The following is a 16256-nucleotide window of genomic DNA, read 5'->3' as shown; positions in this document are numbered from 1 at the left end:
TGGAGGCGCATTATAGGGACTTCTCGACCTGTCGCAATAGGTATTTTAAAGAAAAATGACTGTTTGCTGCATTCCACAGCAAAAACCCGCCTTATACCTTTTTTTGCACAAACTTATCCACAGAAAGCATTCTATTCAAAAATTGACGAGCATCACGCAAACGTTTTCGCTACAATTCACCTCGTTCAAAATCGTCGTATTTTTGCGAACGCTAACTGAATATTTCTCTTTATTCCGCAATTATTGCTCTGACAAAGACGATATTCACATACCGTTCTTTACTGACTACCCAAATCCAGGGGATAACATCATCATGCAACAACGCCGTCCAATTCGCCGCGCTCTGCTCAGCGTTTCTGACAAAGCAGGTATTGTCGAATTTGCTCAAGCTCTGTCCCACCGTGGTGTCGAGCTCCTTTCAACCGGAGGAACCGCACGTTTGCTGGCTGATGCTGGCTTGCCGGTGACTGAAGTCTCTGACTACACCGGCTTCCCGGAAATGATGGATGGGCGTGTCAAGACTTTGCACCCGAAAGTACACGGCGGTATTTTGGGACGTCGCGATCAAGATGATGCGATCATGACGCAACATGACATTAAGCCGATCGATATCGTGGTTGTGAATTTGTATCCGTTTGCCCAGACCGTGGCGCGTGAGAACTGCACATTAGAAGACGCTGTCGAGAATATCGATATCGGCGGCCCGACGATGGTTCGCTCCGCCGCCAAGAACCATAAAGATGTGGCTATCGTGGTCAAGAGCAGCGACTACAGCGCCATTATTAATGAAATCGACGCCAACGAAGGTTCACTGACCTACGAAACCCGTTTCGATTTAGCGATCAAAGCCTTCGAACACACTGCCGCGTACGACAGCATGATTGCCAACTACTTTGGCGCACTGGTTCCGCCTTACCACGGTGAAACCGATAAACCATCAGGTAACTTCCCACGCACGTTGAACCTGAACTACATCAAAAAGCAGGACATGCGCTACGGCGAGAACAGCCATCAGCAAGCTGCCTTCTATATAGAAGAGAATATTAGCGAGGCTTCTGTCGCGACGGCTACACAGTTACAAGGAAAGGCTCTGTCTTATAACAACATCGCCGATACCGATGCGGCGCTGGAATGTGTGAAAGAATTTTCCGAACCGGCCTGCGTTATCGTTAAACATGCAAACCCATGTGGTGTAGCAATTGGCGGCTCAATTCTTGATGCCTACGAACGCGCCTATAAAACCGACCCAACATCGGCATTCGGCGGCATAATCGCTTTCAACCGTGAGCTAGATGAAGAAACGGCGCAGGCTATTATCAGCCGTCAGTTTGTCGAAGTCATTATTGCGCCATCTGCCAGCGAGGCCGCATTGAAGGTGACCGCTGCCAAACAAAACGTACGCGTCCTGACCTGTGGCAATTGGCAGCAACGCGTTGCTGGCCTAGATTTCAAACGCGTCAACGGCGGTTTGCTGGTACAGGATCGCGATCTGGGCATGGTCGATGCCTCTCAACTGCGTGTCGTGACTGAACGCCAGCCGAGCGAGCAGGAATTGCGCGATGCCCTCTTCTGCTGGAAAGTGGCTAAATTCGTTAAATCCAATGCGATTGTGTATGCATGCGACAATATGACCATCGGAATAGGTGCCGGTCAGATGAGCCGCGTTTATTCAGCAAAAATCGCCGGAATCAAAGCGGGTGATGAAGGGTTGGAGGTAAAAGGTTCCGCTATGGCATCTGATGCGTTCTTCCCATTCCGTGATGGCATTGATGCCGCTGCGGCCGTTGGCATTACCTGCGTGATCCAACCGGGCGGGTCCATTCGCGATGATGAAGTCATTGCCGCCGCCAACGAACACGGCATTGCGATGATCTTTACCGACATGCGCCACTTCCGCCATTAATTCTGGAGCTGACCGAAATGAACATTTTAGTAATTGGTAATGGCGGACGCGAGCACGCGCTGGCCTGGAAAGCCGCACAGTCCCCTCTGGCAAAATACGTTTATGTCGCTCCGGGAAATGCGGGCACGGCGCTTGATCCAGCGCTGACCAACGTCGATATCGCCGCAACCGATATTCCAGCGTTAGTCACTTTTGCGCAGGAAAACCACATCGATTTAACCATCGTTGGCCCAGAAACGCCGTTAGTTCTCGGTGTTGTCGATGCATTTCAGAGTGCAGGCCTAAAAATATTTGGCCCAACACAGGGCGCAGCACAGCTGGAAGGTTCTAAAGCCTTCACTAAAGATTTTCTGGCACGCCATAGCATCCCGACAGCGGAATACCAGAACTTCACTGAAGTTGAACCCGCGCTGGCCTATGTACGCAGCAAAGGCGCACCGATCGTCATCAAGGCCGACGGACTAGCCGCCGGTAAAGGTGTCATTGTCGCCATGACGTTGCAGGAAGCAGAAAACGCCATTCAGGATATGCTGGCGGGCAATGCCTTCGGCGATGCTGGGCACCGTATCGTGGTGGAAGAATTCCTTGATGGCGAAGAAGCCAGTTTCATCGTGATGGTGGATGGCAAGAATGTGCTGCCAATGGCAACCAGTCAGGACCATAAACGTGTTGGGGATAAAGATACAGGCCCGAATACTGGCGGTATGGGTGCTTATTCTCCAGCCCCGGTAGTGACTGATGAAATCCACCAGCGCGTGATGGACCAGGTCATTTGGCCAACCGTCAACGGCATGGCCGCAGAGGGAAATACCTACGTCGGTTTCCTGTATGCGGGTCTGATGATTTCTGCCGATGGTCAGCCAAAAGTTATCGAATTCAACTGCCGCTTTGGCGATCCAGAAACACAGCCAATTATGTTGCGTCTGCGTTCCGATCTGGTGGAACTGTGTCTGGCAGCCTGTGACGGCACACTGGATCAGAAAGATTCAGTCTGGGATGAACGTCCGTCTCTGGGTGTGGTATTGGCCGCAGGTGGCTACCCAGCTGACTACAACACGGGCGATGTGATTTCCGGTTTACCGCAGCAAGATGCCGAAGATGGCAAGGTTTTCCATGCTGGTACCAAGCTGAACGGTAATGATGTCGTCACCAACGGCGGCCGCGTACTGTGCGTCACCGCACTGGGCAATACCGTCGCTGAAGCGCAGCAGCGCGCTTACGAAATCGCAGCAGGTATTCAATGGCAGGGTGTATTTTGTCGAAAAGACATCGGCTACCGCGCCATTGAGCGCGAGCAAGCCTGATAGGCGATCTGATAACGATTGTCTGATCAATACTGAAGCCCGGAGAAATCCGGGTTTTTTTATAGTCAGTTTTATATACCCTAAATAATTCGAGTTTCAGGACAAAACGAGTTCGTTTTGAATAACGCGAAGCGTTAGCCCTTTAGGGCGATGCTCTTTTGTGAGCATCGTAACGCGGCAAGAGAAGGACAAATTCGTCGGGAACAAATTTGACCAGCCATCGGCTGGCCTTCGGTGAGAGACAGGATGTCTCTCATTTCATCCCGATGAGCTTACTCAAGTAAGTGATTCGGGTGACAAATCTGCCGGGAGCAGATTTGAACGCTGCTTGCAGCGGCCCTTCAGGGCGAGGCCCACGACGGGCCGAGTATTTGAACGCAGCCAACGCTCATGCAACTTGAAGTATGACGGGTATAGCTATTTAGGCTGCCACTGGCAAACATCATCTTCCACCACCAGCAATAGCTGCGTCCCTTCCGGCGCTTCCAACCATGCGACATTTAGCGGACGCGTGGCATGCATTTTTTGCTCCGCGATCCATTCACGCGAATCATTGTCAAAATCAGGGCGAACTACCGTACCGTCACAAGACTGAACCTGCCCTTCCAGCCATTTCCCTTGCTTTAGCGTCACCTTGCCTGCACGCAGTACATCGCTCAACTCCAGCATGCGCTTAGCATCAAACTGGTAGAGCGCGATATCATCATCAGAAACTGATTCACGTCTTTCGGCAAGTTGCCGCTGCATAAAGCTGACGGTTCCATCTTCTGCAAAACGCAAACGCATATCTTCTTTTTGCGCGCCGAGCTGATTACGCTGTATCTCTCGCAGCTTATCCTGCTGGAATGTATAGCGCGTCACCACCAGGCCGTTGCCCTGAAGCGGGTTGAACACGGTAGTCAGCGCCGTCGTATTCTGCGCATCGTCTTTACGCCACAAACGCACGATACCGCGATCGGCAACGTAACCACTGGCGAAAAATTCCGGCGGTGCGGTGCGGCTACTACAGGCCACCACGGCAGTCAACACGAGGCCTGCGCCACACAAACGTCGTAAAAGCAAAAGGGGCGAAAACGCCCCTCTGCTTAAACTTTTAACCGGCATGGGCTTATTTAACAGCGTCTTTCAGAGCCTTGCCAGAAACAAACGCTGGCACGTTGGCAGCAGCAATTTTGATTTCTTTACCGGTTTGTGGGTTGCGGCCAGTGCGCTCATTACGATGGTTCACTTTAAATGTACCAAAACCAACTAATTGTACTGCATCACCTTCTTTCAGAGACTCGGTAATTGCCGCCAGAGTTGATTCCAGAGCTGCTTTAGCCTGTGCTTTTGACAGATCAGCTTTGTCCGCAATTACATCAATCAGTTGAGTCTTATTCATAAGTTATCCTTACAGTGTGTTTATCGCTTGCTAAGCATCGAGTGCGACGGATATGCCATCTCCCTTTTCAGGGTGTGGTAGCACTCTCCTGCATACACGCACCGACAGCCACTTTTTTTACGCCCCCCAAATGTAGACCAGACAGGGTGCGAATGTGAAGCCTAAAGACAGGCCAATTCAGGCCTTAAATCACGTTTTATCGCGTTATTGATGCAAATTTATCCCGATGTTACTACTTCCGGCTTCGCGCAGATCGGAACGGAGTCCTTTTATCAGCTCAATGTCGCGTTCTTCACAGGCCGCCAACAGGCGAAAAATCTCCCATTGGATGTCCCATTCTTCTTCAATTGCAGGCAAAACCTTTAGCTCATCGTCAGTCATTTCTTTGCCTGCCTGCGTCATTTCCAACATAGCAACGGTGCGGATGGACGTTTCGCTAATCGCTATCGCATGTTCGAGCGTTGCACCGCTTAAACGCGAATGAATCAGCTCGCCCAACGCGATACAGGCATCGATAGCCGGGTAGACGCCGTAAAGATCGTAATCCTCCGCAGCGGGAATCGCTTCTTCCAGCTTTTCCAACTGGTTATCGAAATTAACCTTCGCATCTTTAACAACCAATGTTTCCCATACCAGATCGAGAATGCGGCGGTAAACCATCGCATCGCCGAACTCTGTTTGACGACAGAACTCGTGGTAGTTGGGATACATACGTTCACAAAGACATGCCATGAAAGTGACATGTTGCCAGCTTGCCAATTTTTCCAGACGTAAATGAATGGGGTTACGTAACATTTTTATGCTCATTAACAGCGACGGACGGCAGTGTACCTGAAATCACAGTGACGCCCTATGCCTGAATTCCTAAAGTTTTACGACAATACGTGACTAAGCCTTCTTGCTCAGAATTCACGCCCGCACCCGCGATAAACGTGGACTGCTCAAAAGGTAAATCGTCGTGCCGAATCACATCAGAAGCGCGGGGCAGTTGCTCAGCCCGCAGCTGTTGTGTATCAATCACATCACCTCCTGTGAATCATACGTGATAAGGGCGAGACAACCGATGGACGGCCTCAACAAACACGCCCGCATGCTCCGGTGGCACATCTTGATGAATGCCGTGACCCAGATTGAAAACATGCCCGTTGCCTTGCCCGAATTCAGCAAGGATCGACGCCACTTCCTGCTCGATCCGTGCAGATTCGGCATACAACATCGACGGATCCATATTTCCTTGTAACGCCACTTTATCGCCTACACGGCGGCGTGCATCAGCAATATCACTTGTCCAGTCTAGCCCCAGCGCGTCGCAGCCTGTTTCCGCCATCGCTTCCAGCCACTGGCCTCCACCTTTGGTGAAGAGCGTCACTGGCACACGGCGACCGTCGTTCTCACGCAGTAAACCATCAACAATCTTATGCATGTACCGCAGGGAGAATTCTTTGTAGTCACGTCCGCTCAGCGCGCCGCCCCAGGTATCAAATACCATTACTGCCTGCGCACCAGCACGAATTTGCGCATTGAGATAGAGAATGACGCTATCCGCCAGCTTATCCAGCAACAGGTGTAGCGTTTTCGGCTCAGCAAACATCATTTTCTTGATGACGGTAAACGCTTTGCTGCTCCCCCCTTCAACCATGTAGGTCGCCAGCGTCCACGGGCTGCCCGAGAAACCGATCAACGGCACTTCACCGGCGAGGTTTTTACGAATCGTCCGCACCGCGTTCATCACATAACCGAGCTCCTGCTCAGGATCGGGAATAGGCAGGTTAACCACATCGGCATGAGACGTGATGGGAGAGTGAAAGCGTGGACCTTCCCCCGCTTCAAAATAGAGCCCTAACCCCATGGCATCAGGGATAGTCAGGATATCGGAGAACAGGATTGCCGCATCCAGCGCGTAGCGCCGTAAAGGTTGTAACGTGACTTCGCAAGCCAGCTCTGCGTTTTTACACAGCGACATAAAATCCCCCGCTTGCGCGCGCGTTGCCTTATATTCTGGCAAATAACGCCCCGCCTGACGCATCATCCACACCGGGGTGACATCAACGGGTTGGCGCAATAACGCCCGCAAGTAGCGATCGTTTTTCAGATCAGTCATGTTCTTTTCCTTTCAACCTCACGGCGGTTCGACACCGGATAGATGTGATGAAACGGATGCGTTATAAAACGAACGCTTTATAAAACGAATACGCTATGACGCGAGTACGTTGTGTACATGAGTCATTCATGGCGCAAATAGTACCACGTCAGCCTTCGTTCTCGTGATAAGCGCGACACAACACCACCGTATCCTCGATAAGTCGACGCGCTACGGTGCCCGGCGGGGGCAGTTGCGGGAGTTGGTCAAAGCGGAACCAGCCCGCGTCACGCAGCTCTTTCGGGTCGTGCTTGATTTCTCCACCCGCATAGTCAGCCATAAACGCCATCATCAGCGAATGCGGGAATGGCCAAGGCTGCGAACTCACATAGCGCAGGTTCTTTATCTGGATTTGGCTCTCTTCCATCACCTCGCGCACAACCGTCTGTTCCAGCGTTTCGCCCACTTCCACAAACCCAGCCAGCACGGTGTACATGTTTCCGCGATGCCGGTTGTGCTGCGCCAGTAAGATTTCCTCGCCGCGACGGATCGCGACGATGATGCAGGGCGCAATCTGCGGATAATAACGCTCTTTGCAATGGTGACATAAGCACGCCAGCTCTGTTTTACTCCGCACCATTTCATGGCCGCAGTAACCGCAAAAACGATGAGAACGATAGAACTCAGCCAGTTGTACACCTCGCCCCGCCAGTTGGAATAAGCCCACGTCCTGATCAAGCAGTTGGCGAACCGAGGCCATATCGGAATCACGGCCCTGACACACCAGCCAGACAGGCTGTTCTTGCCATTCGCCGATTTGGCGAGCCGTTTTCCCCTGCAGAGACCACTTCGTCGCCGTTCCACACGGTAATTCTCCCTGAGGCAGCCAAATGTGTACCGCATCGCTAACCACCCACCAGCCGGTCTCATCACCTTTTAGCGTCTGTTCCATATCTTTTTATTGCTCCACTGCCACTTCACTGGCATTTTACATTCAGAGTGATTACATAAGTTTTATAACTGGGATTTCAGTTATTTCTTACCGTTCACGGAGTCAACAATGCTAAACCAGCTACAAAGTCTGACTGAATACGTTGGTGGCAATAATGCGTTAATCGACCAATGGCTACAAGCGCGTAAGCAGCTTCTGGTGGCTTACTATCATCTGGTTGGCATCAAGCCGAACAAGGAAGCGCTTTCTCTTCTGGATGAAGAGGCATTGGATAATTTTTGCCAGAGTTTGGTGGACTATCTTTCTACTGGCCACTTTCACTTATACGAAAAAATGCTGCATGAAGCCGCGACCCACAGCGAACAACTACTAGCACTTTCTACCCAGCTCGACCTCGCCCTGCAAAACAACACGCAGCACATCATGACGTTTTACGATAACCATCTGGCGACGGCTATCGACCATGATAACTGCCTCGAATTTCAGCAGGCACTCTCCAGCGTCGGTGAAGCTCTGGAGGAGCGTTTTACGTTAGAAGACAACATGATCCGTCTGGTTTACGACAACTAGCCGTCATTTGACGTTATTTAAGAACATCGCCACACGCTGTACAGGCAAAACCGTCACGCTTTGACATCCGCGTTTTGCCGTCATACAGTGTAGGGGTTTTATTGGCCCGTTTAAGAAACGGGCAAATCTTGTCGGAGTGCCTAGCGTGCTCATGTTTTGTTTTACGAAAGCAATCGTTTTACGAAAGCAATCGTTTTACGAAATCTATGAGCGCACAGGCTGAGACCGTTAATTCGGGATCCGCGGAACCTGATCGGGTTAATACCTGCGAAGGGAACAAGAGTAATGCACCTCATTGAGATTGAGCCCAAGGCTGCGTATCCCTGCATACCTGCTCTGATGCCCAATATCATTATTACTCCCTCCGGCTCCAGACAAGCAATCTTCCCTTTACGTCTTACAGGAACTTGCTATGTCTACAGAACCATTGTCTACAAAACCGCAGCTATCTACAGCATCCAAATCAGGTCGCCGCGAGCAGCGTGCCGCTGCCCAGCAATTTATCGATACCTTGCAGGGAACGGCTTTCCCTAATTCCAGCCGTATCTACCTTGCAGGTTCACGCGACGATATTCGCGTGCCAATGCGAGAAATTCAGCTCAGCCCGACGCTACTCGGCGGCGGCAAAGACAATCCTCAATACGAACCCAATGAACCGATCCCAGTTTATGATACGTCAGGGCCTTATGGCGATCCCGCCGCGCAACCCGATGTCCGCGTTGGCTTAGCGAAGCTGCGCGCCAGTTGGATTGCAGAACGTCACGACACCGAGGCGCTATCCGGCGTCAGTTCTGATTTCACTCAGCAGCGTCTGGCGGATGCAGGACTGGATCATCTGCGCTTCGAACACTTGCCACGTCCGCTGCGTGCCAAAGCAGGAAAACGCGTCACCCAACTCCACTATGCGCGACAGGGCATGATTACGCCCGAAATGGAATTTATCGCCATTCGTGAAAATATGGGCCGCGAGCGTATTCGCGCTGACGTGCTGCGCCAGCAGCATCCGGGGCAAAGTTTCGGTGCACTTCTGCCGGAAAACATCACGCCGGAATTCGTTCGTCAGGAAGTCGCCGCCGGCCGCGCCATTATTCCTTCCAACATCAACCATCCCGAATCAGAACCGATGATCATCGGCCGCAATTTTCTGGTGAAGGTTAACGCCAATATCGGTAATTCCGCCGTGACCTCCTCCATCGAAGAAGAGGTGGAAAAGCTGGTCTGGTCTACCCGCTGGGGCGCAGATACGGTGATGGATCTCTCAACCGGCCGTTATATTCATGAAACCCGCGAGTGGATTCTGCGTAACAGCCCCGTCCCCATCGGTACCGTGCCCATCTATCAGGCGCTGGAAAAAGTGAACGGCGTGGCGGAAAACCTGAACTGGGAAATGTTCCGCGATACGCTGCTGGAGCAGGCGGAACAGGGCGTGGACTATTTCACTATCCACGCCGGCGTGCTGCTGCGCTACGTGCCAATGACCGCTAAACGCCTGACCGGCATCGTTTCGCGCGGGGGTTCCATCATGGCGAAATGGTGCCTGTCGCATCACAAAGAGAGCTTCCTGTACGAGCACTTCCGTGAAATCTGTGAAATCTGTGCCGCTTACGATGTCGCGCTGTCGCTGGGTGACGGCTTACGCCCTGGCTCCATTCAGGACGCCAACGACGACGCCCAGTTTGCCGAGCTGCATACGCTGGGCGAGTTGACCAAAATCGCCTGGGAATACGACGTACAGGTGATGATCGAAGGCCCCGGCCACGTTCCGATGCAGATGATCCGCCGCAACATGACCGAAGAGCTGGAGCACTGCCACGAAGCGCCATTCTATACGCTCGGCCCGTTAACCACCGATATCGCACCGGGTTACGATCACTTCACCTCCGGCATCGGCGCCGCCATGATCGGCTGGTTCGGCTGCGCGATGCTCTGTTACGTCACGCCGAAGGAACATCTCGGCCTGCCAAACAAAGACGACGTTAAACAAGGGTTGATTACCTACAAGATCGCCGCCCACGCTGCCGACTTGGCAAAAGGTCACCCCGGCGCACAGATCCGTGATAACGCCATGTCAAAAGCGCGCTTCGAATTCCGCTGGGAAGACCAATTTAATCTGGCGCTCGATCCCCAAACGGCACGCGCCTACCACGATGAAACGCTGCCACAGGAATCCGGTAAAGTCGCTCACTTCTGTTCCATGTGCGGCCCCAAATTCTGCTCGATGAAAATCTCACAGGAAGTACGCGACTACGCCGCGAAACAGGAAGCGGAAGCCAAACCGATTGAAATAGGGATGGCGCAGATGTCGCAAGAATTCCGCTCGCGCGGCAGCGAGCTTTACCACAGCGCCACCAGCCTGCAAACCGAGGAAAGCCAATGACGGACTCGACGCCCTTTGCCCCAACGGCGCAGCGGCTGGGGCTGTATCCCGTCGTCGATAGCGTGGAGTGGATCGCGCGACTACTCGGCGTCGGGGTGAAAACGATCCAATTGAGGATCAAAGATCGGTCAGATGAACAAGCCGAAGCCGAAGTGATCCAGGCGATCGCCTTGGGTCGTCACTATCAGGCACAGCTTTTCATCAATGACTATTGGAAATTAGCCGTAAAACATCAGGCGTACGGCGTACATCTGGGTCAGGAAGATCTGGACACCGCCGATCTGGCCGCGATTAAACAAGCTGGCCTGCGTCTAGGCGTTTCCACACATGACGATCGTGAGCTGGCACGCGCAGTGGCGATAAACCCGTCCTACATCGCGCTGGGGCATATTTTCCCTACGCAAACCAAAGACATGCCATCAACGCCGCAGGGGCTGGCCGAACTGACGCGACACATAACCGATCTGCAAGGCCGTTTTCCCACCGTGGCGATTGGCGGTATCAGCATCGATCGCGTCCCTGCGGTGCTGGAAACGGGCGTCGGCAGTATTGCCGTCGTCAGCGCCATTACGCAGGCACCAGACTGGCGGCAAGCAACGGCAACGTTGCTCAAAATGATTGAAGAGCGGGGGGCATGACATGGTAACGCCTTCTCATCCAACACCTGCCGGACTGAGCGATAGCGAATTTATGCGCTACAGCCGCCAACTGATGCTGGAAGACATTGCCCCGGAAGGTCAGGAGAAGCTCAAAGCTGCCTGCGTTCTGCTGGTTGGCCTGGGCGGACTGGGCGCGCCCGCTTCGCTCTATCTGGCTGCCGCAGGAATTGGCACGCTACTGCTTGCCGACGATGACGCGCTGCACATCAGCAACCTGCAACGCCAGATTCTGTATCGCACCAGCGATACCGACAAGCCCAAAGCCGTGTTAGCACAACGTCAGCTACAGGCGTTAAACCCGTACTCGGAAGCCATTGCCCTCACCGAAAGGCTTAGTGGTGAGACATTAGATAATGCCGTCAGCCGCGCCGATCTGGTGCTGGATTGCAGCGATAACATGACCACTCGTCATGCGGTTAACGCCGCCTGCTTTAACGCAGGGAAGCCGCTGATCAGCGGGAGCGCCGTCGGTTTCAGCGGCCAGCTCGCGGTCTTCACGCCGCCTTATCACGCGGGCTGCTACGCCTGCCTGTATCCCGATACGGCTGAACCACAGCGTAACTGCCGTACCGCTGGCGTACTGGGTCCGGTGGTCGGCGTGATTGGTACACTTCAGGCGCTGGAAGCGATCAAACTGCTGGCAGGTATGCCGTCCGCGCTGGACGGCAAGCTGAGAATGTTCAATGGCAAACAGCAGAGCTGGAACACGCTTCAGCTCACGCGCGCGCCCCACTGCCCGGTATGCGGGGGAGCAGCATGAGAATCACACTGAATGATGAGTCCTTTGAATTCCCAGAGGCCATCACGGTTGAGGCGCTGCTGAGCCAGATAAACCGGCTCCAGCCTGGCACGGCGCTGGCCATCAATCAAACCATTATCCCGCACGCTACCTGGTCACAGCATCAGGTGCAAGACGGTGATGATATTTTGCTTTTTCAGGCAATCGCGGGAGGATGACATGCTGCACATTGCCGATACCACATTCACTTCACAGCTGCTGACCGGCACCGGAAAATTCGCCACGCCAGAACTGATGCTGGCGGCACTTGAAGCCTCCGGTTCGCAGCTCGTGACCATGGCGATGAAGCGCGTTGACCTGGGCGGCGGCAACGATGCCATTCTCGCGCCGTTACGTCAGCTCGGTATTAAGCTGTTGCCGAATACCTCAGGCGCTAAGACCGCAGACGAAGCCATTTTTGCTGCCCGACTGGCGCGAGAAGCACTGGGCACTCGCTGGCTGAAACTGGAAATTCATCCCGATGTGAAATATCTGCTGCCCGATCCCATCGAAACTCTGAAGGCCGCCGAACAACTGGTAAAAGAAGGATTCACGGTTCTACCTTACTGCGGAGCCGACCCGGTACTGTGCAAACGGCTCGAAGAGGTCGGCTGCGCGGCGGTGATGCCTCTCGGCGCACCCATTGGCTCCAATCAAGGGTTACAAACGCGTGATTTTCTCCGCATCATCATCGAACAAGCGCGCGTTCCGGTGATTGTCGATGCGGGCATTGGTGCCCCTAGTCATGCGGCTGACGCACTGGAAATGGGCGCCGATGCCGTGCTGGTCAACACGGCCATCGCTGTTGCTCGCAATCCCGTCGCGATGGCACATGCATTCCGGCTGGCAGTCGATGCCGGCGGTCTTGCTTGTCAGGCCGGGCTGGGAAGTAAGCAGTTTGTCGCCAGCGCCACCAGCCCCCTCACCGGTTTTCTTCATCGGCAAACAGAAGATCAGCCAACGGGAGGGGCAGCGAGATGAACGTCGATTTCCAAACTGTCTGGGAACAGCTCGACTGGGATGATCTGACGCTGCGCATCAACGGTAAAACCGCATTGGATGTTGAGCGCGCGCTTGCTGCACCACACCTGACGCGTGACGATTTTATGGCGCTCATTTCACCCGCCGCCAGCGCTTATCTGGAACCGCTAGCTCAGCGGGCGCAACAGCTTACCCGACAGCGTTTCGGCAATACGGTAAGCTTCTATGTCCCGCTGTACCTGTCCAACCTGTGCGCTAACGAGTGTACCTACTGCGGTTTTTCGATGAGCAACCACATCAAGCGGAAAACGCTGGATGAGGCAGAGATCCTGCGTGAATGCGCCGCTATCAAGGAACTGGGGTTTGAACACCTGTTGCTCGTGACGGGCGAACATCAGCGTAAAGTGGGGATGGATTATTTTCGTCGCGTCTTTCCGCTGATCCGGCCGCTCTTCAGTTCGCTGATGATTGAAGTTCAGCCCTTGTCGCAGGACGAGTATGCCGAATTAAAAGCACTGGGTCTGGATGGCGTGATGGTCTATCAGGAAACCTACCATCCGGCGACCTACCAGTTGCACCATCTAAGAGGACAAAAACAGGATTTCCACTGGCGGCTCGCCACACCGGATCGGCTTGGCCGAGCCGGGATCGACAAGATCGGGCTGGGTGCCTTAATCGGCCTGTCCACTAGCTGGCGCACCGACTGCTATATGGTGGCGGAACACCTGTTGCACTTGCAGCAGAATTATTGGCAAAGCCGATATTCTATCTCTTTCCCGCGCTTGCGCCCCTGTGCGGGCGGCATTGAGCCCGCCTCGTTAATGGATGAAGCCCAGCTCATGCAGGTGATTTGTGCATTCCGGTTGCTGGCACCGGATATTGAACTGTCGCTGTCCACGCGCGAATCACCGTTCTTTCGCGATCATGCCATCCCTATCGCGATTAACAACGTCAGCGCCTTTTCCAAAACCCAACCGGGTGGCTATGCCGATGACCATCCTGAGCTGGAACAGTTTTCGCCTCATGATTCACGGCGTCCTGAAGACGTGGCACAGGCCATCGTGCGTGCAGGCCTCCAGCCCGTATGGAAAGACTGGGACAGTTATTTAGGCAGATAGCCACTCAGCAGATAAGACAGCGATACGCCGGACTTGGGATGCGGCTCGCAAGCCAAAATGAGAATTACACGGAAGACAACATTCTTAGGATAGCGCCGCGCAGCATGACATTCGGCCTATCGCCACAGTCTGTGACGAAGAATACAGTAGCGTCGTTGGCAGGCATGAGCATTACGGAGCTTGCTGGCCGGAGCCGTTTGCCACTCATCGGTTCTGCACATCAACCCGCCGATACGGGGCTTATCCTTACCCGTATCGGCCCTTCCCTAACACCCTCAGTGACGCCCTAATCAGGAGGCGTATGCATCATCTTCGCAACTTCACTGCCCACGATACGCAGCCCTTCTCTCATCTCTTCCGTGAAACGATTGGCATAGTTGAGTCGAATACAATTGCGGTATTTCCCTGAGGCAGAGAAGAGCGACCCTGCGGCGATCTGTATGCCTGATTTTCTGACCTCACGGGTGAGCTTGAGCGAATCAAAATATTCAGGTAATTCAATCCACATCAGGAATCCTCCCTGCGGACGACTGACACAAATATTGGACGGAAAATACTCACGCACCCAGCAAGTAAACGTATCCAGATTGGCTTTGTACTGGGCGCGCATACGACGCAGATGGGGCTGATAGTGTCCCTGGCGAATAAACTCCGCCACAGCTAGCTGCGGCTGTACCACCGTCGATCCTGTACTGATGTACTTTGTATGGATGACCCGTTCCAGATAGCGCCCTGGGGCAATCCAGCCAACGCGCAAACCGGGCGCGAGGTTCTTTGAAAACGAGCTACACAGCAGCACGCGCCCATCCTCATCAAACGACTTTATCGCGCGAGGACGCGGATATTCATAGGCCAACTCACCATAGGCATCATCTTCAATAATCGCGATATCAAAATGCTGCGCCAGCGTCACCAACGCTTTCTTACGGGCATCAGGCATAATAAAACCAAGCGGGTTATTGCAGCTCGGTACCAGCAGCACAGCTTTGATCGGCCACTGATCCAACGCCAGCCTCAATGCTTCGAGACTGATCCCCGTGACTGAATCAGTTGGGATCTCGATCGCTTTGACATCAAGTCCACGGAGGATCTGCATCGTGCCCGGAAAAGCCGGTGACTCAACGGCTACGATATCACCAGGCTGACAAACGGCGCGGACGGCAACAAATAAGGCTTCCTGACATCCGGTCGTGACCACAATATCATCTCGAGTGAGCTGGCAGCCGCAGTCGACGGTAAGGCGGGCAATCTGGTCGAGCAGCTCTGGCATACCATAAATACTGTCATATTGTAAGACACGGGAATCCTGATATTGGCAGAGGCGGGCCATCTCTTTCCACAGGGGTTTGATGGTCGGCTGGCTCACATCCGGCATTCCGCTACCAAACTTCAGTATGTTCGTTTCCAGACGTACGTTCACCAGCTCCAGTACCGATTCCCACTGTGTGATCTCGACCGGACGTTGGGCAGGACGCGTTAGCGCGGGTACAGGCGGCGTGGCCTTACGCGGCGTGACGAAATATCCCGAACGCGGCTGCGGCATAATCAATTGCCGGGTTTCTAGCAGATGGTAGGCCTGCTGTACGGTACTGATGCTGACACCATGCTCTGTACTCAGCGCCCGCACAGAAGGCAGGCGCTCTCCACTTTGGTACAACCCTTGTTCGATCCGCTGTTCTAACAGCCCAGCAAGGTGTTGATAACGCGTCATCAGTATCGTCCCCTATTAAGATACCCAACCACAACCAGTACAGATTCGAATAAAAATCACCATTCAGATGCAATATCACACAATCTGTATGCTAAAAAAATGGATTTTTTGCATCTGTATTTAAAATACCTTTCGCCTCATCATAGCGATCATTCACTGGCGAGGGGGAAAATATGGAATTTCATGAGAATCGATCACAAAAACCGTTCCGCGAGTCACCATTTTGGCTAATGCTGATTTTGCCTTACCGCTTGTGGAAAGCCTGGCGGGCAAGGGCACAAACGCTGAAGATACTAAAAAATATGAGCGATGACGGGCTTAAAGATATCGGACTGAAGCGAAGCGATCTCGATCGGTTTAGATAACAGCGACGCAGAGAACAATAAACAAAAAAACAGCAGAAATGTGCCGATACAGACACTGCATCTGTATCGGCATTTGG

Annotated in this window: 17 protein-coding genes, 1 pseudogene and 1 riboswitch; of the genes and pseudogenes, 11 read left to right on the top strand and 7 right to left on the bottom strand. The window is 53.3% G+C overall.

The window, feature by feature from the left end; genetic code table 11:
- From H0247_RS19690 to purD, 3 genes are all read left to right on the top strand, one after another.
- On the top strand, positions 1-219 hold a 219-nt coding region (locus H0247_RS19690), incomplete at its 5' end, for a hypothetical protein (protein ID WP_219606741.1).
- 94 nt (positions 220-313) lie between these two features.
- Positions 314-1903: a bifunctional phosphoribosylaminoimidazolecarboxamide formyltransferase/IMP cyclohydrolase gene (gene purH / locus H0247_RS12585; protein ID WP_180742847.1), complete on the top strand. Its 1590-nt coding sequence runs from the start codon at positions 314-316 to the stop codon at positions 1901-1903.
- A 17-nt stretch (positions 1904-1920) separates the two neighbouring features.
- On the top strand, positions 1921-3207 hold the full coding sequence (gene purD / locus H0247_RS12580) for a phosphoribosylamine--glycine ligase (protein ID WP_180742846.1): 1287 nt from the start codon (positions 1921-1923) through the stop codon (positions 3205-3207).
- Positions 3208-3624: 417 nt separating this feature from the next.
- Here purD and H0247_RS12575 read toward each other — a convergent pair whose 3' ends face one another.
- The 6 genes and pseudogenes from H0247_RS12575 to nudC form a co-directional block, all read right to left on the bottom strand.
- Entirely contained in the window at positions 3625-4311 is a 687-nt protein-coding gene (locus tag H0247_RS12575; protein WP_180742845.1) for a DUF1481 domain-containing protein, read from the bottom strand.
- Between the two features lie 4 nt (positions 4312-4315).
- The gene (gene hupA / locus H0247_RS12570) at positions 4316-4588 is read right to left on the bottom strand and encodes a nucleoid-associated protein HU-alpha (RefSeq protein ID WP_005970302.1); all 273 of its coding nucleotides are present in this window, start codon (positions 4586-4588) and stop codon (positions 4316-4318) included.
- A gap of 204 nt (positions 4589-4792) precedes the next feature.
- Positions 4793-5383, bottom strand: coding sequence for a YjaG family protein (locus tag H0247_RS12565; RefSeq protein ID WP_180742844.1), 591 nt, complete (start codon positions 5381-5383; stop codon positions 4793-4795).
- An 88-nt stretch (positions 5384-5471) separates the two neighbouring features.
- Positions 5472-5609 (bottom strand): annotated as a pseudogene (locus H0247_RS12560) (endonuclease V); the annotation flags it as partial.
- A 15-nt stretch (positions 5610-5624) separates the two neighbouring features.
- Complete coding sequence (gene hemE / locus H0247_RS12555) at positions 5625-6689, bottom strand: uroporphyrinogen decarboxylase (RefSeq protein WP_180742843.1); 1065 nt, start codon at positions 6687-6689, stop codon at positions 5625-5627.
- 148 nt (positions 6690-6837) lie between these two features.
- Entirely contained in the window at positions 6838-7620 is a 783-nt protein-coding gene (nudC, locus tag H0247_RS12550; protein WP_180742842.1) for an NAD(+) diphosphatase, read from the bottom strand.
- Positions 7621-7728: 108 nt separating this feature from the next.
- Between nudC and rsd the strand changes: the two genes are divergently transcribed.
- The 7 genes from rsd (at position 7729) to thiH (ending at position 14103) form a co-directional block, all read left to right on the top strand.
- On the top strand, positions 7729-8190 hold the full coding sequence (gene rsd / locus H0247_RS12545; RefSeq protein ID WP_180742841.1) for a sigma D regulator: 462 nt from the start codon (positions 7729-7731) through the stop codon (positions 8188-8190).
- Between the two features lie 122 nt (positions 8191-8312).
- A riboswitch (TPP riboswitch) is annotated at positions 8313-8483 on the top strand.
- A gap of 119 nt (positions 8484-8602) precedes the next feature.
- Positions 8603-10567 carry a phosphomethylpyrimidine synthase ThiC gene (gene thiC / locus H0247_RS12540; protein ID WP_255433967.1) on the top strand — a complete coding sequence of 655 codons (1965 nt, stop codon included), beginning with the start codon at positions 8603-8605 and terminating at the stop codon, positions 10565-10567.
- Positions 10564-11205, top strand: coding sequence for a thiamine phosphate synthase (gene thiE / locus H0247_RS12535; RefSeq protein WP_180742840.1), 642 nt, complete (start codon positions 10564-10566; stop codon positions 11203-11205). The genes thiC and thiE overlap by 4 nt, the downstream gene beginning before the upstream one ends.
- A 1-nt stretch (position 11206) precedes the next feature.
- Positions 11207-11986: a HesA/MoeB/ThiF family protein gene (locus tag H0247_RS12530; RefSeq protein ID WP_180742839.1), complete on the top strand. Its 780-nt coding sequence runs from the start codon at positions 11207-11209 to the stop codon at positions 11984-11986.
- Positions 11983-12183, top strand: a complete 201-nt coding sequence (gene thiS, locus H0247_RS12525; RefSeq protein ID WP_180742838.1) for a sulfur carrier protein ThiS — start codon at positions 11983-11985, stop codon at positions 12181-12183. The genes H0247_RS12530 and thiS overlap by 4 nt, the downstream gene beginning before the upstream one ends.
- Position 12184: 1 nt before the next feature.
- The gene (locus H0247_RS12520; protein ID WP_180742837.1) at positions 12185-12985 is read left to right on the top strand and encodes a thiazole synthase; all 801 of its coding nucleotides are present in this window, start codon (positions 12185-12187) and stop codon (positions 12983-12985) included.
- On the top strand, positions 12982-14103 hold the full coding sequence (thiH, locus tag H0247_RS12515; protein ID WP_180742836.1) for a 2-iminoacetate synthase ThiH: 1122 nt from the start codon (positions 12982-12984) through the stop codon (positions 14101-14103). The genes H0247_RS12520 and thiH overlap by 4 nt, the downstream gene beginning before the upstream one ends.
- A 286-nt stretch (positions 14104-14389) precedes the next feature.
- On the opposite strand, the gene H0247_RS12510 is transcribed toward thiH, so the two are convergent.
- Entirely contained in the window at positions 14390-15814 is a 1425-nt protein-coding gene (locus tag H0247_RS12510; RefSeq protein ID WP_180742835.1) for a PLP-dependent aminotransferase family protein, read from the bottom strand.
- Positions 15815-15987: 173 nt separating this feature from the next.
- Between H0247_RS12510 and H0247_RS12505 the strand changes: the two genes are divergently transcribed.
- Positions 15988-16179: a DUF1127 domain-containing protein gene (locus tag H0247_RS12505; RefSeq protein ID WP_095701244.1), complete on the top strand. Its 192-nt coding sequence runs from the start codon at positions 15988-15990 to the stop codon at positions 16177-16179.
- Positions 16180-16256: the final 77 nt, after the last annotated feature.

This window comes from Pectobacterium sp. CFBP8739 (assembly GCF_013449375.1).
Lineage (GTDB): Bacteria > Pseudomonadota > Gammaproteobacteria > Enterobacterales > Enterobacteriaceae > Pectobacterium.
The sequence above is the reverse complement of the archived record's forward strand: the minus strand, read 5'-3'. Positions and strand labels throughout refer to the sequence as shown.